17 protein-coding genes are annotated in these 20835 nt (G+C 65.7%); 7 read left to right on the top strand and 10 right to left on the bottom strand.

Annotated features, from left to right (window positions below; genetic code table 11):
- Positions 1–8 precede the first annotated feature (8 nt).
- Together IED13_RS08765 and IED13_RS08760 are read left to right on the top strand one after the other, a co-directional pair.
- Positions 9–827 carry an N-acetylmuramoyl-L-alanine amidase gene (locus IED13_RS08765; protein WP_081925125.1) on the top strand — a complete coding sequence of 273 codons (819 nt, stop codon included), beginning with the start codon at positions 9–11 and terminating at the stop codon, positions 825–827.
- A gap of 99 nt (positions 828–926) precedes the next feature.
- Positions 927–1868 (top strand): diguanylate cyclase domain-containing protein, encoded by a 942-nt coding sequence (locus IED13_RS08760; protein ID WP_210323550.1) that lies wholly within the window; start codon positions 927–929, stop codon positions 1866–1868.
- A gap of 42 nt (positions 1869–1910) precedes the next feature.
- On the opposite strand, the gene IED13_RS08755 is transcribed toward IED13_RS08760, so the two are convergent.
- The 5 genes from IED13_RS08755 to IED13_RS08735 form a co-directional block, all read right to left on the bottom strand.
- Positions 1911–2219, bottom strand: coding sequence for an alkylphosphonate utilization protein (locus IED13_RS08755; RefSeq protein WP_113252492.1), 309 nt, complete (start codon positions 2217–2219; stop codon positions 1911–1913).
- A 220-nt stretch (positions 2220–2439) separates the two neighbouring features.
- On the bottom strand, positions 2440–6192 hold the full coding sequence (metH, locus tag IED13_RS08750; protein ID WP_191123941.1) for a methionine synthase: 3753 nt from the start codon (positions 6190–6192) through the stop codon (positions 2440–2442).
- Between the two features lie 4 nt (positions 6193–6196).
- A complete protein-coding gene (gene metF, locus IED13_RS08745; RefSeq protein WP_113252494.1) occupies positions 6197–7108 on the bottom strand; it encodes a methylenetetrahydrofolate reductase [NAD(P)H] in 912 nt (303 codons plus the stop codon).
- On the bottom strand, positions 7108–8121 hold the full coding sequence (locus IED13_RS08740) for an ArsR/SmtB family transcription factor (RefSeq protein WP_038358909.1): 1014 nt from the start codon (positions 8119–8121) through the stop codon (positions 7108–7110). The genes metF and IED13_RS08740 overlap by 1 nt, the downstream gene beginning before the upstream one ends.
- A gap of 328 nt (positions 8122–8449) precedes the next feature.
- Positions 8450–8653, bottom strand: coding sequence for a cold-shock protein (locus IED13_RS08735; protein WP_038358911.1), 204 nt, complete (start codon positions 8651–8653; stop codon positions 8450–8452).
- A gap of 491 nt (positions 8654–9144) precedes the next feature.
- On the opposite strand from IED13_RS08735, the gene IED13_RS08730 reads away from it, so the two are divergent.
- Both IED13_RS08730 and IED13_RS08725 read left to right on the top strand, forming a co-directional pair.
- Positions 9145–10296 carry an alpha-hydroxy acid oxidase gene (locus IED13_RS08730; RefSeq protein ID WP_038358912.1) on the top strand — a complete coding sequence of 384 codons (1152 nt, stop codon included), beginning with the start codon at positions 9145–9147 and terminating at the stop codon, positions 10294–10296.
- 23 nt (positions 10297–10319) lie between these two features.
- Positions 10320–12197: an SGNH/GDSL hydrolase family protein gene (locus IED13_RS08725; RefSeq protein ID WP_191123940.1), complete on the top strand. Its 1878-nt coding sequence runs from the start codon at positions 10320–10322 to the stop codon at positions 12195–12197.
- A 197-nt stretch (positions 12198–12394) separates the two neighbouring features.
- On the opposite strand, the gene IED13_RS08720 is transcribed toward IED13_RS08725, so the two are convergent.
- The 3 genes from IED13_RS08720 to IED13_RS28755 form a co-directional block, all read right to left on the bottom strand.
- Positions 12395–14182 (bottom strand): peptide ABC transporter substrate-binding protein, encoded by a 1788-nt coding sequence (locus tag IED13_RS08720; protein WP_112763949.1) that lies wholly within the window; start codon positions 14180–14182, stop codon positions 12395–12397.
- A gap of 286 nt (positions 14183–14468) precedes the next feature.
- Positions 14469–16121 carry an energy-dependent translational throttle protein EttA gene (gene ettA / locus IED13_RS08715; RefSeq protein ID WP_191123939.1) on the bottom strand — a complete coding sequence of 551 codons (1653 nt, stop codon included), beginning with the start codon at positions 16119–16121 and terminating at the stop codon, positions 14469–14471.
- A gap of 123 nt (positions 16122–16244) precedes the next feature.
- Positions 16245–16790, bottom strand: coding sequence for a hypothetical protein (locus tag IED13_RS28755; RefSeq protein ID WP_248311086.1), 546 nt, complete (start codon positions 16788–16790; stop codon positions 16245–16247).
- A 167-nt stretch (positions 16791–16957) separates the two neighbouring features.
- Here IED13_RS28755 and IED13_RS08705 point away from each other — a divergent pair, with 167 nt between their 5' ends.
- Positions 16958–17764 (top strand): MBL fold metallo-hydrolase, encoded by an 807-nt coding sequence (locus IED13_RS08705; protein ID WP_260368405.1) that lies wholly within the window; start codon positions 16958–16960, stop codon positions 17762–17764.
- Positions 17765–17772: 8 nt separating this feature from the next.
- On the opposite strand, the gene IED13_RS08700 is transcribed toward IED13_RS08705, so the two are convergent.
- Positions 17773–18513, bottom strand: coding sequence for a 3-oxoacyl-ACP reductase family protein (locus IED13_RS08700; RefSeq protein ID WP_191123938.1), 741 nt, complete (start codon positions 18511–18513; stop codon positions 17773–17775).
- Positions 18514–18625: 112 nt separating this feature from the next.
- On the opposite strand from IED13_RS08700, the gene IED13_RS08695 reads away from it, so the two are divergent.
- Together IED13_RS08695 and IED13_RS08690 are read left to right on the top strand one after the other, a co-directional pair.
- Positions 18626–19243, top strand: a complete 618-nt coding sequence (locus IED13_RS08695) for a TetR/AcrR family transcriptional regulator (RefSeq protein WP_191123937.1) — start codon at positions 18626–18628, stop codon at positions 19241–19243.
- 92 nt (positions 19244–19335) lie between these two features.
- Complete coding sequence (locus IED13_RS08690; RefSeq protein WP_191123936.1) at positions 19336–19659, top strand: hypothetical protein; 324 nt, start codon at positions 19336–19338, stop codon at positions 19657–19659.
- A gap of 134 nt (positions 19660–19793) precedes the next feature.
- Here IED13_RS08690 and IED13_RS08685 read toward each other — a convergent pair whose 3' ends face one another.
- Complete coding sequence (locus tag IED13_RS08685; RefSeq protein WP_038358921.1) at positions 19794–20801, bottom strand: aldo/keto reductase; 1008 nt, start codon at positions 20799–20801, stop codon at positions 19794–19796.
- Positions 20802–20835: the final 34 nt, after the last annotated feature.

The following is a 20835-nucleotide window of genomic DNA, read 5'->3' as shown; positions in this document are numbered from 1 at the left end:
GCCATCCCATGGACGAGATCGTCAGCTCCGCCGCAGCCAATCCCGCCTCAGCCGGACCGGACAGCCGCTTCGCCGCCAAGATCTTTCCCTCGCCCAACCATGGCGAGCGGAAGAACCCCGACGGCACGCCCGGCCGCCGGCCCGACATGCTGATCCTGCACTACACCGGCATGCCGATCGCGGGAGAGGCGCTGCAATGGCTGTGCAACCCGGTCTCGCAGGTCTCCTCGCATTATTTCGTCTTCGAGAACGGCCATACGCTCCAGCTCGTGCCGGAGGGCCGGCGTGCCTGGCATGCCGGCGCTTCGCATTGGGCCGGCGAGACCGACATCAACTCCTGCTCGATCGGCATCGAGATCGCCAATCCCGGCCACCCCGGCGGCCTGCCCGACTTTCCCGATGCGCAGATCGCGGCGACGCTGAACCTCTGCCGCGACATCTGCGAGCGCTGGTCGATCCCACCCGAGCGGGTGCTCGCCCATTCGGACGTTGCGCCCGGCCGCAAGATCGACCCCGGCGAGAAATTTCCCTGGCGGCATTTCGCGGAAGGCGGCGTCGGCCTCTGGACCGAAGCCCCACCGATTCGCGGCGGGCGCTTCTTCGCCCGTGGCGAGAGCGGCCAGCCGGTCGAGGCGCTGCAGGCCATGTTCGCCATGCTCGGCTATGGCGTCGCGGTCGACGGCGTCTTCGACGAGAAGCTGGAAGCGGTCGTCGCCGCCTTCCAGCGCCATTGGCGCCCGGAGAAGGTCGACGGCGTCGCCGATTCCTCCACGATCACGACGTTACGCGACCTGCTCGCCGCGACGCAGGGCGCGCGCATGGCCTGATCGCGATCCCGTGAGGAGCCGCATGCCCGGGAAGCTCTCACAAGGCTCGCTTAACTCCCCTGCTCTATTGTAGTTTGTCCGGCTAGGCGACCGGAGGGGATGGCCTTGAACATCGAGCAGCAGCGCATCGCTTCGGAGCTCTGTCGGGTTTCCGGCAAGCCCTCCTCCATCGGGGCCTGGGAGTGTAATCTCGCAAACGTGTCGCTGAGCTGGACCGACGGGGTCTACGATCTGTTCGGCCTGCAGCGTGGCTCCACGATCCAGCGTTCCTCGATCCTCGACCTCTATGAGGAAAGCTCGCGCACCGAGATGGATCGGCTGCGCAGCAAGGCGATCCGCACCGGCGAGGCCTTCTCCCTCGACTGCCGCATTCGCACCGCAAGCAACGAGAAGCGCTGGATGCGCCTGATCGTCGGCGTCGGCTATCAGCATGGCCGCCCGTTCCGCATCTTCGGCTCGAAGCAGGATGTCACCGCCGAGAAAGGCCTTTGGACAGGCCTCGCCACGCTGAAGCAGCGCGATCCACTCGTCGAGCGCTCGGCTCGGCGCAGCTTCGAGGACCTCGTCGCCCAGGCCTTGCTCGACCGGCGCTTTGAACAGGAAACCTTCGCGCTGATTATGCTCGACATCGATGATTTTCACGACATCGTCGATGCTTTCGGGCCAGCGGCCAGCGATGAATTGCTGCTCCGCTTCGAAGAGCGGCTCGCCCGGCTCTTCCCCGATGCTTTCGCCAGCAGCCGCATCGGCAAGAGCCAGTTCGCCCTGCTGCTGCGGATGTCGGCCGGGCAGCAGCGCCTCGCCGCCAGTCTCGAGAACGCGCAGCATCTGTTGTCCCGCCCGATCATGCGCGGACATGCGGTGATCGACTTCACGATCTCGATCGGCGCCGTCGTCCTCGATGGCGAACGCCACCGCGATCCCGCGGCCCTCTTCGCCGAGGCCCATGCCGCGCTTCACGTCGCCGGCATGACCGGCGGCAACACCTTGCAGATGTTCGATCGTCCCCTGGCAAGCCCGCCATTGCGCCTGGCACAGTGAGTCTCGTATAGGCCCCGGCGCAGCGCGCCGGTCGCCGGCGCCTCAGCGCTTGCGCACGAACTCGGTGCGCAGCACGAGTCCCTTGATGGCATCGTGGCGGCAATCGATCTCGTCGGGATCATCAGTCAGGCGGATCGAGCGGATCACCGTCCCCTGCTTAAGGGTCTGGCCGGCGCCTTTCACCTTGAGATCCTTGATCAGAACGACGGAATCGCCGTCGGCCAGCACATTGCCGGCAGCATCGCGGACCTCGACGCGTGCGGTCGCGGCAGCCGCAGCCGCCACCTCCGAAGCCGGGCGCCACTCGCCCGTCGCCTCGTCGTAGACGTAATCGTCGTTATCGTCGGCCATGGTCACTCCGCCCGGCTTGCCGCCGGGCAACTCCCGACCGGCGCGGGTTAAACGAGCCGGCGCGACAATTCAACAAGCCCGATCTGTATAATCGGCATTCGCGGCGTCATTCCCGGACGCAGCGAAGCGCAGAGCCGAGGCTCTCGTTCAGGAAGGGACGCTGGGCTCGGCCCCCGGCTGGAGAATCCGAGTCGAGCCGGGCATGACGCCTGCTGCCTGCCTACTCCGCCGCCTGCAACCGATAGGCGCTGGCGTCGTAGTTCAGGATCGGCGCCAGCCAGCGCTCGACCTGTTCGATGCTCATGCCCTTGCGCTTGGCATAGTCCTCGACCTGGTCGCGCTCGACCTTGGCGACGCCGAAATAATAGGCCTCCGGGTGCGAGAGATAGAGGCCCGAGACCGAGGAGCCGGGCCACATCGCATAGCTCTCGGTCAGCTTCACGCCGACGCGCCGCTCCGCCTGCAGCAGCTCGAACAGCGTCGCCTTCTCCGTGTGGTCGGGCTGGGCCGGATAACCGGGCGCCGGCCGGATACCCTGATATTCCTCGCGGATCAGATCCTCGTTGGAGAAGGCCTCATCCGGCGCATAGCCCCAGAACTCCTTGCGCACGAGCTGATGCATGCGCTCGGCGAAGGCTTCCGCGAAGCGATCCGCCAGCGCCTTGACCATGATCGAGCGGTAGTCGTCATTGTCGCGGGCGAACTTCTCGGAGATGCGTTCCTCCTCCGCGCCCGATGTGACGACAAAGGCGCCGATATAATCGGGAGCCCCGCCTTCCGGCGCGACGAAGTCGGAGATGCACATATTCGGCTTGCCATCGCGCTTGGAAAGCTGCTGGCGCAGGCCGTGGAAGGTGGCGAGCGTCTCCTGCCGGCTCTCGCCGGTATAGAGGCGGATATCGTCGCCGACGGCGTTCGCGGGCCAGAAGCCGATCACCGCCTTCGGATTGAACCAGCGCTCCTCGACGACGCGCTTCAGCATCGTCTGCGCATCGTCCCAGAGCGCGCGCGCCGCCTCGCCCTGCTTCTCGTCCTCCAGGATCGCCGGGAAGCGGCCCTTCAGCTCCCAGGTCTGGAAGAACGGCGTCCAGTCGATCACCGGCACGAGATCGGCGATGTCATAGGTCCGGAACACGCGGGTGCCGAGGAAGCTCGGCTTCGGCGGCAGATAGCTCGTCCAGTCCGGCCTGAAGGCGTTGGCGCGCGCCTTCTCCAGCGGCAGGCGCTGCTTGTCGGCCTCCGAGCGGCGATGGGCGGCGGCAACCTTGGCGTATTCGGCCTTGATGCCGTCGACATAGGCCGGCTTCTGCTCCTGCGAGAGCAGGGTCGAGACCACGCCGACAGCGCGCGACGCGTCGGTAACATAGACCGTCTGGCCCTTCTCATAGGCCGGATGGATCTTCACCGCCGTATGGACGCGGCTCGTCGTCGCCCCGCCGATCAGCAGCGGAATCTCGAAGCCCTCCCGCTCCATCTCGGAGGCGACGGTCACCATCTCGTCGAGCGAGGGCGTGATCAGGCCGGAGAGCCCGATGATATCGACGTTTTCCTTGCGCGCCGTGTCGAGGATCTTCTGCGTCGGCACCATCACGCCGAGGTCGATGACCTCGTAATTATTGCACTGGAGCACGACGCCGACGATGTTCTTGCCGATATCGTGGACATCGCCCTTCACCGTCGCCATCAGCACCTTGCCGGCGGCCGAGCGTTCGCCTCCGCCATTCAGGCGCTTCTCCTCCTCCATATAGGGCATGAGATAGGCGACGGCCTGCTTCATCACGCGGGCCGACTTCACCACCTGCGGCAGGAACATCTTGCCGGCGCCGAACAGGTCGCCGACCACGTTCATGCCGGCCATCAGCGGCCCTTCGATGACATGGAGCGGCTTCTCGGCCTTCAGCCGCGCCTCTTCCGTGTCGATATCGATGAATTCGGTGATGCCGGCGACCAGCGCATGCTCAAGCCGCTTCTCGACCGGCAGCTCCCGCCAGGCCAGGTCCTTGCCGGACGCCGCGACCGAACCATCGCCCTTGAAGCGCGGCGCCGCCTCAAGCAGCCGCTCGGTCGCATCCTTGCGTCGGTTGAGGACGACATCCTCGCAGAGCTCGCGCAGTTCGGGGTCGAGATCGTCATAGGAGCCGAGCTGGCCCGCATTGACGATGCCCATATCCATACCGACCTTGATGCAGTGGTACAGGAAGACCGAGTGCATGGCTTCGCGGACCTTCTCGTTGCCGCGGAAGGAGAAGGACAGGTTGGAGACGCCGCCCGAGACGTGGGCATGCGGCAGGGTCTCGCGGATCGTCTTGGTGGCCTCGATGAAATCGTTGCCGTAATTGTCGTGCTCCTCGATGCCCGTCGCCACCGCGAAGATGTTCGGGTCGAAGATGATGTCCTCGGGCGGGAAGCCAATCTCCTCGGTCAAGAGCTTGTAGGCGCGCGTGCAGATCTCGATCTTGCGAGCATAGGTGTCGGCCTGGCCGGCCTCGTCGAAGGCCATGACGACGACGGCCGCGCCGTAGTTGCGGCAGATGCGGGCATGTTCGAGGAAGGCCGCCTCGCCCTCCTTCATCGAGATCGAGTTGACGATCGGCTTGCCCTGGATCGTCTTCAGCCCGGCCTCGATAACATGGAACTTCGAGGAATCGACCATGATCGGAACGCGGCTGATATCCGGCTCCGAGGCGATCAGGTTGCAGAACTCCGTCATCGCCTTCTCGGAATCGAGCAGGCCCTCATCCATGTTGATGTCGATGACCTGCGCACCGTTGGCGACCTGGTCGCGCGCCACGTCGAGCGCCGCCGCGTAGTCGCCGGCCGTGACGAGCTTTCTGAACTTCGCCGAGCCGGTGACGTTGGTCCGCTCGCCAATATTGACGAAGGGGATGGTCTCGTCGAGCGTGAAGGGCTCCAGCCCCGCGAGCCTGAGATAGGGCTTCACCTCCGGCATCTGGCGCGGCGCCTTGCCGGCGACGGCCCCGGCGATGGCGCGGATATGCTCCGGGGTGGTGCCGCAACAGCCGCCGACGACATTGACGAAGCCGGCATCGGCAAACTCGGCCAGCATCTTGGCCGTGGCTTCGGGCCGTTCGTCATAAAGGCCGAATTCATTGGGCAGGCCGGCGTTGGGATAGGCACAGACCAGCGTGTCGGCGACACGCGACATGTCCTTGATATGCGCCCGCATCTCGCGCGCGCCGAGCGCGCAGTTGAGCCCGACCGTCAGCGGCGCGGCATGGCGCACGGCGTTCCAGAAGGCCTCGACCGTCTGGCCCGACAGCGTGCGGCCGGAGAGATCGGTGATCGTGCCGGAGATCATCACCGGCAAGCGGATGCCCTTGGCCCGGAACACCTGCTCGATCGCGACGATCGCGGCCTTGGCGTTGAGCGTGTCGAAGATCGTCTCGATCAGCAGCAGTTCCGAGCCGCCGTCGATCAGCCCCGTCACCTGCTCGGCATAGGCGTCGCGGACCTGATCGAAGGTCACGGCCCGGAAGCCGGGATTGTTGACGTCCGGCGAGATCGAGAGCGTGCGATTGGTCGGGCCGATGGCGCCGGCGACATAGCGGCGGCGGCCATCCTCCTTTTGCGCGATGGCCCCTGCCTCGCGGGCGATGCGGGCGCATTCGACGTTCAGCTCATAGACCAGCGCCTCCATGCCGTAATCGGCCTGGGCGATCGAGGTGCCGGAGAAGGTGTTGGTCTCGACGATGTCGGCACCGGCCCGGAAATAGGCAAGATGGATGTCGCGCAGCGCATCGGGCTGCGTCAGGGCGATGATGTCGTTATTGCCCTTGAGGTCGTGGTTGAAACCCTTGAAGCGCTCGCCGCGGAAATCGGCTTCCGAAAGCTTGAGGTCCTGGATCTGCGTCCCCATCGCGCCATCGAGCACGAGGATGCGTTCCCGCGCGGCCTCGCGCAGCGAGCGCTCGATCTCGGCGCCATCGACCGGAGCTGGCTTGTAGTCGGACATCAGTCTACTCCGCCGCCACGGCCTGCGCCGCCGGCTTCTCGGGCTTGAGGCCGACGAGATGGCAGATGGCGTAGACGAGGTCGGCCTTGTTCATCGTGTAGAAATGCAAATCGGTGACGCCGCGGTCGATCAGGTCGAGCACCTGCTCGGCGCAGACGGCCGCCGCCACCAGCCGGCGCGTCGCGGCGTCGTCTTCCAGCCCCTCGAAACGGTCGGCCAGCCATTGCGGCACGCTGGCTCCGGTCTTGCGGGCGAAACTCGCCGTCTGCTTGAAGTTCTGCACCGGCACGATGCCGGGCAGGATCGGGATCTCGATGCCGCGCGCGCGGACCTTGTCGAGATAGCGGAAATAGACGTCGTTATCGAAGAAGAACTGGGTGATCGCCCGCGTCGCGCCGGCATCGACCTTCTTCTGCAGCGCATCGATGTCGGCATCGAGCGAGGCGGCCTCCGGATGCTTCTCCGGATAGGCCGAGACCGTGACCTCGAAATCGCCGATCGCCTTCAGACCAGCCACGAGATCGGAGGTCTGGTGATAGCCCTCCGGATGCGCTTCGTAAGTCGTGCCGAGGCCGCCGGCCGGGTCGCCGCGCAGCGCCACGACATGGCGCACGCCGGCATCCCAATAGGAACGGATCACCTCGTCCACTTCCGCTTTCGAGGCCGAGACGCAGGTGAGATGCGCAGCCGGCTTCAGCGCGGTCTCCTCGACCATGCGCTTCACCGTGGCGTGGGTGCGCTCGCGGGTCGAGCCACCGGCGCCATAGGTCACGGAGACGAAGCTGGGGCCGAGCGGCTCGAGCCGGCGCACACTCTCCCAGAGAGCAACCTCCATCTCCTCCGACTTCGGCGGGAAGAATTCGAAGGAGACGCGCGGACGGCGCGAACCGTGCCGGCTCGGGCGAAAGGCATTCATCAGGCAACCTCGAGATTGATCTTGCGGGCCGGCGGATCGGCCTGGACGCGCCGGTCGCGCCCGCGCCAGAGCATGACCGGGAGCTGACCCGAGCCGCCATCGGCGAGCGTCACCTCCTGCGAGAGATCGCAGGCGAGCCCGGCTTCGGTGAACCAGCCCGCGATCTGCTGGCGCGAAAAGCCAAGCCGGCGATGCGCATGTTCGCTGCGCAGGAATTCCATCTCATGCGGGGCGAAATCGACCACGATCAACCGACCGCCCGGCGCCAGCATGGCCGCAGCCTCGCGCACCGCCCGGCCGGGATCGTCGAGGAAATGCAGCACCTGATGGACGACGACGAGATCGAAGGAGCCACGCGCGAAGGGCAGCGCATAGATGTCGCCCTGCCTGAGCTCGACGCGCGAGAGCCCCGCCTGCTCCAGATTGGCGCGCGCCACCGCCAGCATCGCATGGTTGGCGTCGACGCCGACGGCCCGGCCGAATTTCGGCGCAATCCGCTCCAGCATCCTCCCTGTTCCGGTGCCGAGATCGAGCATGGCGCCGGGCGTGCCCTCGCCCACCGCTCGCTCGACCGCCGCCTCGACGACATGATCGGGCACGTGCAAGCCGCGCAACCGGTCCCAGTCGCGCGCGACGCTGGCGAAATAGCTTTGCGCGGCCTCGGCCCGCGTCGCCCTGACGGCGGCGAGCCTTTCACGGTCGGCCGCGAGCACCGGATCGCTCAGGTCGAGCCACGCGGCGAGCGAGGCGGCGAAGGCCCCGCCCGGCCCGGTCTCGTCGAGCCGGAAGAAGGCCCAGGCGCCCTCGCGCGAGCGCCGCACCAGCCCGGCCTCGGCCAGGAGCTTGAGATGGCGCGAGATGCGCGGCTGCGACTGGCCGAGAATGTCGGTGAGGTCCGAGACCGAAAGCTCGCCTTCGGAGAGCAGCGCGATGATGCGCAGCCGCGTCTCCTCGCCGGCCGCCCTCAGGCCTGCCAGAAGCACATCGGAGGACAATGCCGTCGGCTGTCGCACGCAAACACCTCCCACGCTCGAAAAAAGATATAAAGATATCTTTATGTCAAAAGCGTCGTTCGTGCAAGCGAATTATCGTGCGGAAAACAGGACGGCGTTCGGCGGCGAGCCTGCCCCGAACATCTCGTGCAACGCGGTTGTGGTTTCTCAGCTTGGTGGATTGACGATGGCCTGGGGTGAGTTCCCGGATCTGCCTTGAATGACGGCTCCACCGTCCGGCCGCGCAGGGCAGGCCGGCCTTGTTCACGGCAGCGCCCATCGACGATGGGACAATTCTCCGCCGCTCCAACCGGAGCGGCGGGTCGCATAGGTCACGAGATCGGTTGGTTCAGAGGAGCTTCAGATCCCCTGCCGCAGTCTTGCCGCGCTCCGTCTTGAGCTCGAACGCGATTTTCTGCCCTTCCGTCAGCGTCATCATGCCGGCTTCCTTTACGGCAGTGATGTGCACGAACACATCCTTGCCGCCGTCCGCCGGTTGAATGAAGCCGTATCCTTTCTCGGTATTGAACCATTTAACGGTTCCGGTCGCCATCGCCATATCCCTCGAAGCCGCGCCCACCAGCCCTCGGACCGCAATCCGCAAGCCGGCAATAAAGAATTGACCGAAAATTCGACCTTGTCGAGGCCAAAGGCAAGGCAGACGAAACGTTGTGATTTAAGACTTCGCCAAGATCACCCGGCACTGACCTCTATGGGGAACGAAGCGTCGGGATGGAATTCGCCTTCACCCGAAGCGGGAATGCCATGCCGCCTCCCCAAAGGGCCGTCGCCGCACGCCACCCCGAGCGAGAAGGCACCCGCCGAGCCTTGCCGGCCGGAGCCTGACTTTGCGGAATGTAGCCGCTCCGTTTTGCCTGCAACTGCCCCGACCCCGTCGCCTGCGGCATAGCGGCCTGCTCCGGGAGTGTTGCCTGCCACCGCCATCTGTGCGACCGAGCAGGTCTCGACTGTCCAGGGCATTGTCGTGGCGAAAATCGGTTTTCGCGAAGGCAATGCCGAGAGGAATTTGGAGCCGCAACGACCATGGCCCAGCCCCTGACCATCGAAGATCTGCGCCTGCTGGCGAAGCGCCGCGTGCCGCGCATGTTCTACGATTACGCCGATTCCGGCGCCTGGACCGAGGGCACCTATCGCGCCAACGAGGCCGACTTCGCCAAGATCAAGCTGCGCCAGCGCGTCGCCGTCGATATGACCGATCGCTCGCTCGCCAGCGAGATGATCGGCCAGCCGGTTGCGATGCCCGTCGCGCTCGCTCCCACCGGCCTCACCGGCATGCAACACGCCGACGGCGAGATCCTCGCCGCCAAGGCCGCCGCCAAGGCGGGCGTGCCCTTCACGCTCTCGACCATGAGCATCTGCTCGATCGAGGATGTCGCGAACCACACCAGCGCGCCCTTCTGGTTCCAGCTCTATGTGATGAAGGATCGCGACTTCATCTCCCGCCTGATCCAGCGCGCCAAGGCGGCGGGCTGCTCGGCGCTGGTCCTGACCCTCGACCTGCAGATCCTCGGCCAGCGCCACAAGGACATCCGCAACGGCCTCTCCGCCCCGCCGAAGCCAACGCTGGCCAATCTCATCAACCTCGCCTTCAAGCCGCGCTGGTGCCTGAAGATGCTGGACACGCCGCGCCGGCAGTTCGGCAACATCGTCGGCCACGTCACCGGCGTCGCCGACATGTCCTCGCTCTCCTCCTGGACCGCCAGCCAGTTCGACCCGAAGCTGAACTGGGACGATGTCCAGTGGATCAAGGAGCAATGGGGCGGCAAGCTGATCCTGAAGGGCATCCTCGATCCCGAGGACGCCGAGATGGCCGCGAAAAGCGGCGCCGACGCCCTGATCGTCTCGAACCATGGCGGCCGCCAGCTCGATGGCGCGCTGTCCTCGATCGAGGCCCTGCCCGGCATCGTCGAGCAGGTCGGCAACCGCATCGAGGTGCTGTTCGACGGCGGCATCCGCTCGGGCCAGGACGTGCTCAAGGCGGTCGCGCTCGGCGCCAAGGGCACCTTCATTGGCCGCGCCTTCCTCTACGGGCTCGGTGCGATGGGCGAGCAGGGCGTGACGGCCGCGCTCGACATCATCCGCAAGGAGCTCGACGTCACCATGGCGCTCTGCGGCAAGCGCGACATCAAGGATGTCGACGCCAGCATCCTCGTCGGCGGCAAGCCGAAGCACTGATCCACGGGCAGGAAAGACGCGCCGTGAGACGGCAAGACGATGTATCGGTCGAGGCGGCCGGGCCGGCCGCTCCGGGCGCGACCGCTGCTGCAGGCACAAGGTGGTGGTGGCTGAACGGCCCCTCCTTCGCCGAGCGCCTGGCCGCCGCCGGCAACCGGCCGGCTGGCTTCGACTATCTGCGCCTGCTGCTCTCGACGCTCGTCATCGTCACACATGCGGTCGGCGTGGCCTATGGCGTCGGCGAGACGTTGCGTGTCTTCGGCGGCGCATGGCGCCCGGCGGTCGCGCTGATCCTGCCCATGTTCTTCGCGCTCAGCGGCTTTCTCGTTGCCGGCAGCCTCGAGCGCTGCCGGTCGCTGATCTCCTTTCTCGGCCTGCGGTTGATCCGGCTGGTGCCGGCGCTCGCCGTGGAGACCTTTGCCGCCGCCATCGTCATCGGCGCGATCTTCACGACGCTGCCGCTGACGGAGTATTTTAGCAGTCCGCTCTTCCGGCAGTATTTCCTGAACATCCTCGGCGTCGTCCAGTTTCTCCTGCCGGGCGTGTTTCTGGGCAATCCCTGGTCAGGACTGGTCAACGGCCAGCTCTGGACCCTGCCCTGGGAGCTGTACTGCTACCTGATCATCGCCGGCATCACCGCGCTGGGGCTGTTGCGCCGGGAGGATCGCGCGCTTGCAACGATCCTCATCGTCCACGCCGTCATTTTCGTCATCTACGTCCTGATCAGGCGTCACCAGCCGGGCGTCACCGTTTCGGGCCCCGTGCTGATCCTCTGCTTCCTCTATGGCATCGGCGCCTATCTGTTCCGGAAGCGGATCATCTGGAGCAAGGCGCTGTTCGCACTGGCCCTCGCCGCGACGCTGCTGGGGCTGAGCGTCCCCGGCGGCGACTACCTGATCGCCCTGCCCTGCGCCTATCTCACCGCCTTCCTCGGGCTCACCAGCCCGCGCCGCAGCTGGCTGGTCTCGTCGGGCGACTATTCCTACGGCCTATTCCTCTACGGCTTCCCGATCCAGCAGGCCGTGGTCGCGACCTTCGGCGCGGGCCAGTCCTGGTGGGCCAATGCCGCCATCTCCTGGTGCCTGGCCTTCGCTCTCGCCTTCCTCTCCTGGCATCTCGTCGAAAAGAACGCCATGAAGCTACGCCCCCGCCTCCTTGCGACCGAAGCAAGCCTGCTCGCGCGCCTGCCGGCGCCGGATGCGTTTACTGGCTGGCTCCGCTCCCGCCGCGTCCTTACCGCCCTCGCCGTGGTGCTCGTCGCCGCCGCCGCCACCGGCACCTATCTCGCGCTGCGCAAACCGGCGGAGAACTTCCCGCTACTGGCCCGGCTCGCGGTCATCAACGCCCATATCGGCGAGGCCGATCCGGACTATGTCTTCATCGCGGGCGATTCCAATGCCGAGATGATCAACGCGACCCATCGCCTCTGCGGCCGCAATGTCGTCAATGCCGGCATCAGCGGCGCCAAGATGACGGATATGAACGGCCATTGGGCGACATTCGCCTTTACGAAAAAGCCCGGCAGCATCGTCATCCTGATCGGCACCAACGATCTGCATCGCAAACGCAAGCCGACCCAACCGAAATACCTCGACGCCTTCGAACGCAATGCCGACTGGCTGATCGCCAGCGCGGCCGCTCTGTCCACGAAGGTCTTCGTCGCCGCGGTTCCCCCGGCTGAGCCCGGAATGATCAAGTATTATGAGCCGGCAGCGGTGGTCGCGCTGTCCGAGAGGCTGAAGCGGGCCTGCGATCGCCACGCCTGCACCTTCATCGACCCCTTCGCCGGCACCCGCGACGGAACCGAGGGCTTCGCCAAGCCGGACAGCACCCATGACGGCATCCATGTCCGCTCCTATCGGGACGCCATGGCATCGGTCGAGGCCCAAATCTGCAGCTGACCGGGCAGCGCTCTGCACTCTGGCGCATGGATCTCGTTAGACCGCCGGCCCGGAAACTGGTCTGGCCCGGCGGATCAAATCCACCGGGCCTTTGCATTGCGATCACCGCTTCACGCCCAAATGGGGCATGGCGATGGATCGGAGGTCTTTAGAGCGGCCCCTCGCCGGAAAGCTCCCGGCGAGGGGCCGCTCATGGCTCAGCTGCGATACCAGGCCCCTAGGTTCCAGGTATCGACGTCCCAGCCCGAGTGGTCATGCGCGAGGTTCTGCGCAGCGGAGACCACCTTCGTCCGCGACAGGACCGGCAGGATGACATTGGCCTCGCAGAAGATCTCGTTGACCTTGATCAGCAGCGCGGCGCGCTTGGCCGGGTCGAGCTCCTTCTGCGCTTCCCGATAGGCCTTGTCGGCCTCGGGGTCGGTGTAGCGCGAGACGTTGCGGCCCAGCCACTTGTTCTCCTTGCTGGCGACTTCCCAGGAGGTGAACTGGTTGAGGAAGCGCTCCGGATCGGGCTGCGGCTGCGTCGTGGTGTACATCTCGATGTCGGTATAGAGCTTGGTGTAGGTGTCGGGGTTGGCGACGTCCGACGAGAAGAACACCGAGGCCGTGACCGACTTCAGCTCGAGCTCGATACCGGCCTTCTGGCAGGCCTGCTTGATGATCGCCTGAACCTTCTGGCGCGGCGCGTTGATCGAGGTCTGGAAGACGTATTTGAGCTTCTTGCCATCCTTCTCGCGGATGCCGTCGGAGCCCTTCTTCCAGCCGGCATCGTCGAGGATCTGGTTCGCCTTGGCGATGCTGAACTCGTATTTCAGCTTCTCCGACTTGAACTGCTTCGGCTGGTTGACGAAGCTCGCGGTCGGGATGCCGGCGCGGCCATAGATGAACTTCTGGATCGAGTCGCGGTCGATCAGCAGGTTGATCGCCTGGCGCACGGCCGGGTCCGACAGCGTCGGGTGCTTGGTCTTCTTGCTCGAGCGCTCGCCGTCGACCTCGGTCCACGGATCGGTCGTGTTCAGCGTGATGAACTCGATGTCGCCGGCCACCGCGACGCTGACCTTGCCGCGCCCACCGGTCTCCATGCGCTTGAGCACATCCTCTTCGACCAGCGAGTCCCAGGCATAGTCGTATTCGCCGGTCTGCAGCACGGCGCGCGCCGCCGAGACCGCGTCACCGCCGCCCTTGACCTCGAAGGTGTCGAAGAAGGGCTGGTTCGCGACGTGATACTCCGTGTTGCGCTCGGTCCGGATGATGTCGCCCGGCTTGAACTCGACGAACTTGTAGGGGCCGGTGCCGACCGGCTTGAGGTTGGCCGGGGCCTCGCGCGACTTGGCGCCCTTGTACTCGCCGAAATGGTGCTTCGGGATGATCATGCCGGCGACGCCGACAAAAGGATCGGCCCAGAACGGGGTCGGCTCCTTGAAGATCACCTTGACCGTGAGATCGTCGACCTTCTCGACCTTGATGTTGGCATAGGCGCCGGTGGTATAGGCGGCGGTCGCCGGGTCGGCGGCGTATTCCCAGGTGAAGACGACGTCATCGGCCGTGAACGGCTTGCCGTCATGCCACTTCACGCCGGGCTTCAGCTTCCAGGTCACGGTCTTGCCGTCCTCGGACAGGCCGCCATTGGCCTTGCTGGGAACTTCGGCAGCGAGTTGCGGGAAGAGATTGCCCTCCTTGTCCCAGCCGGCCAGCGGCTCGTAGAAGATGCGCGAGGCGATCTGGTCCTTGGTGCCCGAGGCGAAATGCGGGTTCAGTAGGGTCGGCGCCTGCCAGAGCAGCATCTTGAGCGGGCCGCCACCACCGGCCTTGGTCGGCTTGTATTCGAGCGTGGCATTCGCCATCGCCACGCCATTCCAGGCCAGAATCTGGCTCGCGATCGGGGCGGTGATGCCGACCGCCGCCAATTTCCGAATGAAGGAACGCCGCGACAGGCGGCCATCCTTCAGATTTTCAACCATATCCTGGATATACTCGCTGCTCATAGCCGACCTTCGCGTTACGCAGAGAAGATGCCGTTCAATAATTGAACCGGCTCTAGACTTACCTTGGAGAATCCAAAGCCTGACGAAGCTTTGGATTCCGCCTCGTCGTAAGGAGACCTACCTTAAGCCGACCTTAAAGTGACCGATGATCGGGGCATGGCCGGGCAGCGTGCCGGGCATTGCGGCATAATGCAGCGGGACGTGCGGCCGAGTCACAGCCCGCAAACGGAAAAGCCCCGCGACAGACGAGCTGTCGCGGGGCTTTTTCAGTTCCGAATCGGAAGGCTCAGCGCGTGAACTTCTTGTACTGGATGCGCTTCGGGATGGTCGAGTCGATACCGAGGCGGCGCTGCTTGTCCTCCTCGTATTCGGCGAAGTTGCCCTCGAACCACTCGACATGGCTGTCGCCCTCGAAGGCGAGGATGTGGGTCGCGATGCGGTCGAGGAACCAGCGATCGTGGCTGATGATCACGGCGCAGCCGGCGTAATCCTCCAGCGCCTCTTCGAGCGCGCGCAGCGTATCGACGTCGAGGTCGTTGGTCGGCTCGTCGAGCAGCAGGACGTTGGCACCGCTCTTCAGCATCTTGGCGAGATGGACGCGGTTGCGCTCGCCGCCCGAGAGCGAGCCGACCTTCTTCTGCTGGTCGCCGCCCTTGAAGTTGAAGGCCGAGCAATAGGCCCGCGAATTGATCTCTTTCTTGCCGAGATAGATGATGTCGTTGCCGCCCGAGATCTCCTCCCAGACGTTCTTCTTGTCATCCAGCGAGTCGCGGCTCTGATCGACATAGCCGAGCTGGACGCTCTCGCCGATCTTGATCGTGCCGGCATCGGGCGTCTCGACGCCGGTGATCATCTTGAACAGCGTCGTCTTGCCGGCGCCGTTGGGGCCGATCACGCCGACGATGCCGCCCGGCGGCAGCTTGAAGGAGAGCCCGTCGATTAGGAGCTTGTCCTGGAAGCCCTTCGACAGATCCTCGAAATCGACGACGTTGTTACCCAGCCGCTCGGCGATCGGAATGATGATCTGGGCGGTGTCGGGCCCCTTGTTCGAGGCCTTCTGCACCAGCTCGTCATAGCGCTGGATGCGGGCCTTGCTCTTGGCCTGGCGCGCTTTCGGCGAGGCCGAGATCCATTCCTGCTCGCGCTCCAGGGTCTTCTGACGCGAGACGTCCTCTCGGCCTTCCTGGGCGAGACGCTTCTGCTTCTGCACCGACCAGGACGAGTAATTCCCCTCATAGGGGATGCCCTGGCCGCGATCGAGCTCGAGGATCCAGCTCGTGACGTTATCGAGGAAGTAGCGATCGTGGGTGACGATCAGGATCGCGCCCGGATAGCTCCGCAGATGGCCTTCGAGCCAGGCAGTGGTCTCGGCGTCGAGATGGTTGGTCGGCTCGTCGAGCAGCAAGAGCTCCGGCTGTTCCAGCAGCAGCTTGCAGAGTGCGACGCGGCGACGCTCGCCGCCCGAGAGCTTGTCGACGGCCCAGTCGTCCGGCGGGCAGCGCAGCGCGTCCATCGCCTGGTCGACCTTGGAATCGAGATCCCACAGCCCCTTCGCCTCGATCTCGTCCTGGAGATTGGTCATCTCGTCGGCGGTCTCGTCCGAATAGTTCATGGCGAGCTCGTTGTAGCGGTCGAGGATCGCCTTCTGCGGGGCCACGCCGAGCATGATGTTGTCACGGACATTCAGCGTCTCGTCGAGCTTCGGCTCCTGCGGCAGGTAGCCGACGCGCGCGCCTTCCGCGACCCAGGCCTCGCCGGTCCACTCCTTGTCGAACCCGGCCATGATCTTGAGCAGGGTCGACTTACCGGCACCGTTGACGCCGAGCACGCCGATCTTGGCGTCCGGGTAGAAGGACAGGTGGATGTCCTTCAGCACCTGCTTGCCGCCCGGATAGGTCTTGGACAGGCCGCGCATATGGTAGATGAACTGACGGGACATGGGGCGAGCGGGCTCCGCTTTCAAACGCTTGGCGACGGGATGTCGGGAAATCTGGCCGCTATGTAGCGAGCGCGGCCAAAGCCCGCAACCGCGAGCAGGCCGGCACGAGGCATATTCGCGGTCTCAGCGCCAGGCGCGCCCGCTGGCATCGCTGCAGCCATAGGGCGGGATTGCGCGCGCGAACCGCTCTTTCAAGCGGCTGCAGCCCCAGGCGCGCAAGGGCTCGGGCAGGCGGCTGTTGATGTCGATGCCAATCTCGTCATAGGGGCTCGCGGCATTGGCGACATAGTCGTACCAGCGATAGCCGATCGTCAGGCCGCATCCGATCACGGTCGAGAGCACGACGAGCGCGATGAAGCGAAGCGGCCTCATCCTGGCCGGCTGAGGCTGCGGCCTTCCCTCCGCGGTCGCGCGGCGTTGGCGCATCGCGGCGATCTGCGCGAAGATCAGCAGCACGACGCTCAAGCCGATGGCGATGCCGCCATACTGGCCGAGCAGGGGCAGTATCTCCGCCTTCACGAATTGCTTCCCGTCCGTGTCGGGAATGAGGAAGCGCGCGCCGCCATCGACCCGCTCCCAGCCGGAAATCCGGAAAACATAGAAGAACGCGACGAGGCCGCCGGCCAGGAACAGCAGAGCTACGAATCTGAGGCGGTTTGCGACCGACATGGCGTCCTCGCGAAGACGGAACGCCCCGATTGCCCGAAGGCAGAAGCTCTGTCCAGCGCCGTCACGAAACCGCCATCTCGGCGCGCGGCCCCTTCCCCCGGCACGACTTTTGCCGGAAGCTCCCGTGACCTGAACTCATTTGGCCCGAATGCTGCTGGAGCCCGCCAGTGAGCCTGCCCGCCATCCTGTTGCGCCTGCTTGCGAGCCTCACCTTCGCGCTGCTGGCGACGGCCCACGCCCGCGCCCAGTCGAACGAGCCCGGCTGCCGTCCGGAGATGGCGAGCTATCGCCTGCCGATCCAGCGCGTCCAGCTCACGAAGGACGAGGCAAGGCTGACCTTCGTCGGCCACGCCACCTTCCTGATCGAGACGCCGGGCGGGGTGAAGATCGCGACCGACTACAACGACTATGTCCGCCCGCCAGTGACGCCCGACATCGCCACGATGAACAAGGCGCACTCGACGCACTACTCCAATCGTCCCGACCCGGCGATCAAGCTGATCCTGCGGGGCTGGGATCCGGAGGGAAAAGGCGCCGCGAAGCACGACGTCACCTTCGGCGACGTCCGCGTGCGCAACGTGCCGACCAATATCCGCACCTATGATGGCGGCACCGACTATGACGGCAACTCGATCTTCGTCTTCGAGATCGGCGATCTCTGCATCGCCCATCTCGGCCACCTGCACCACCCGCTGGAACCCGGCCATCTGCGGGCGCTCGGCCGCGTCGATGTCGTGCTCTTCCCCGTCGACGGCAGCTATACCCTCGATCAGGAGGGGATGCTGGAGGTGCTGAAATCGCTGCAGGCCCGCGTGATGATCCCGATGCATTTCTTCGGTGGCGGCACGCTCGAACGCTTCCTGTCCCGGACCAAAGGGCTCTGGCCGGTCGAGCGCCGCGACACGTCGTCGATCACGGTGAGCAAGGCGGCCTTGCCGGCGACGCCCACCGTGATCGTCCTGCCCGGGCACTAAGCCCGCCGTCAGGTGTTCACGCCGCCATCGATGGCGAAGCCGGCGCCGGTGATGAAGCGCGCCTCCTCGCTGGCGAGATAGGCGACGAGCCCGGCGATATCCTCCGGCTTGCCGTAGCGCGGGATCGCCATGCGCGCCCGCTGGGCATCGGCCCGCTCGCCATGGGCCGGATTCATGTCGGTATCGGTCGAGCCGGGATGGACGATGTTGACCGTGATGCCGCGTGGGCCGAGATCGCGCGCCAGCCCCTTGGTGAAGCCGATCAGCGCAGCCTTGCTCATCGCGTAAAGCGTGACATTGGGCTCGACGACGCGATCGGCGAGGCAGGAGCCGGTCGAGATGATCCGCCCGCCCTCGCCCAGATGTGCCGCCGCGGCCTGCGAGGCCAGCACCACCGCGCGGACATTGACGGCCAGCGTCGCGTCGATATCGGCAAGGCTCCAATCGGCCACCGGGCCACCGCGGAAGATCCCGGCATTGTTGACGAGGATATCGAGGCCGCCGAGCGCCTTCACAGCATCATCGACGGCACGCGTCATCGCCCCAGGGTCGGCGCTGTCGGCTGCGATGGCGAAACCCTTGCGGCCGAGGGCCTCGACCTCCCTGACGACCGCAGCCGCCTTGTCGGCGGAGCGTTCATAGGTCAGCGCGACATCGGCCCCCTCGGCGGCGAGCCTGCGAGCGATGGCGGCGCCGATTCCGCGGCTGCCGCCGGTGACGAGCGCGCGCTTTCCGGCAAGGCGTGACATGACAAGCTCCATTTCTGTGATGATCGATACACAATCGATGCCGCGCTTGCCGGCAGCCGTCAAGCGAAATATATAATGAACGTCACAGAATAAATTTCGAGGAGCTCGGCGCATGGCCGAACGGGGCCGTCCACGCAGTTTCGACCGGCAGGCCGCGCTGGAGCGCGCGATGGATGTGTTCTGGGAGCGCGGCTATCAAGCGGCCTCGATGAGCGACCTCACCGAAGCGATGGGCATCAATTCACCGAGCCTCTACGCCGCATTCGGCAGCAAGGAAGAACTCTACCGCGAGGCCATCAGCCATTTTGCCGCGACCGAGAGCGACGACATTCTCGCACCCTTGAGCGATGCGCCAACGGCGCGGGCAGCCATCGAGGGCTATCTCATGGCCAGCGCCGCGACCTTCACCCGGCCGGGCCGCCCGCCCGGCTGCATGGTCGTGCTCTCGGCTGTCAACGCGGTTGGCGTCGGCGAGGAAACCAGCCGCATCCTGCGCGAGATGCGGGCCGGCAGCATCACGATGATCGAGGAGCGATTGAGCCGCGCCGCCGCTGAAGGCGAGCTGCCCACCTCGCTCGATCGCCAGGCGATCGCCAGCTACTACGTCACCGTCCAGCAGGGCATGTCGATCCAGGCCCGCGACGGCGCTTCGCGTCCGTTGCTGGAAGCGATCGTGCGAGGCGCCATGGCGGCATGGGAGAGCCTGACGCGACCACGCGCTGCAGCCTGACAATCCCGTTAACGCCTCGCTGATGCTGATCCCAGGCTTTGCTTGCCCTTGCGGCAGATCGCGGCATGCTGGCCCGTGATCGGGAGACCGCCATGCGCCGCATCGCCGCCATCGCCTGCCTCGTCGCCGCAGCCGCCCTCCTGCCCTTGCAGGCGGAGGCCGCACGGTTTCGCCTTGCCGGGCGCAGCAGCGCGCCGGCAGCCAAGGTCAGCCGCGGCATCATCGTCATTCCGGGCGCCGCCGCGGCAAGCCGTACCCAGGCAGCGGCCAACGATCAGCCGCAGCGCGTGCCCTTCCCGCCATCCAGTGCGAAACAAGACGAGCCGGTGCCGCTGCGGCTCAGCACGAACGGTGACGACAAGAAACCCTGGTGCGGCACCCAGCTCGTCGTCGGCGGCTTCTGCATGATGAATTGAAGCGACGAGTCTGCCGCAGCCGTCATTGCGAGCGCAGCGAAGCAATCCAGGGGATAGGGCTGGACGTCGCACGCAGCCCCTCTGGATTGCTTCGTCGCTTCGCTCCTCGCAATGACGGGAGGCGAGCAGCCTCGTCAGACCCGGCTGACGCGCCCTTCCAGCGGATAGGCCGGGTCGCTGTAGCCCGGGGTCGAGGGATGGCCGGGCGGCACGAGCGAATCCACCAGCGCCTCGTCCTCCCCGGTGAAATCGACATCCAGCGCCGACAGATAGGCCTGCCACTGCTCGAAGGTGCGCGGCCCGGCGATGGCCGCGGTCAGGAGGGTGTTGTTCAGCACCCAGCACACCGCGAACTGGATCGGGCTGAGCCCGCGCTTCGCCGCGTGCTCCTTGATCGTCTGCGCGATGACGAGGCTCTCCTCGCGCCATTCGGCCTGGAGGATGCGCTTGTCGCCGCGCCCGGCGCGCGTGCCCTCCGCCGGCGCCTGGCCGGGCGCGTATTTCGCGGTGAGCACGCCGCGCGCCAGCGGCGAATAGGAGGCGACGCCGAGCCCGTAATAGCCGCAGGCCGGCAGATGCTCGACCTCGGGCATGCGGTTCATCGCGTTGTAGTAGGGTTGGCTGACAACGGGCCGGTCGATGCCGAGATCGTCGCAGAGCCGGCAGATCTCGGCGAGCCGCCAGGAGCGGTAGTTCGAGATGCCGAAATGCCGGATCTTGCCCTGGCGCACCAGGTCGCCGATGGCGTGGACGGTCTCCTCCAGCGGCGTCTGGTGGTCTTCCTTGTGCAGATAGTAGATGTCGATGACCTCGGTGCCGAGCCGGCGCAGGCTGTCCTCGCAGGCCTGCATCACCCAGCGCCGCGAAAGCCCGCCGCGATTGGGGCCGGAGCCCATGACATTGGCCACCTTGGTCGCCAGCACCCAGTCATGGCGATGCGCGGCGATGGCGCGCCCGGTAACCTCCTCGGAACGGCCGTCATTATAGACATCGGCCGTATCGATGAAATTGATGCCGGCATGATGCGCGTGATCGATGATCCGGCGAGATTCCGCCTCTTCCGTCGCGCCACCGAACATCATCGTGCCCAGGCAGAGCGGCGAGACCTTGAGGCCGGAACGGCCGAGGCGGCGATAGTCCATGGCGATCATCCTTAGGAACGAGGCGGCGAGCTTG

This window comes from Allobosea spartocytisi (assembly GCF_014764685.1).
GTDB lineage: Bacteria > Pseudomonadota > Alphaproteobacteria > Rhizobiales > Beijerinckiaceae > Allobosea > Allobosea spartocytisi.
Note: the sequence above shows the minus strand (reverse complement) of the source record. Positions and strands in the feature narration are given on the sequence as shown.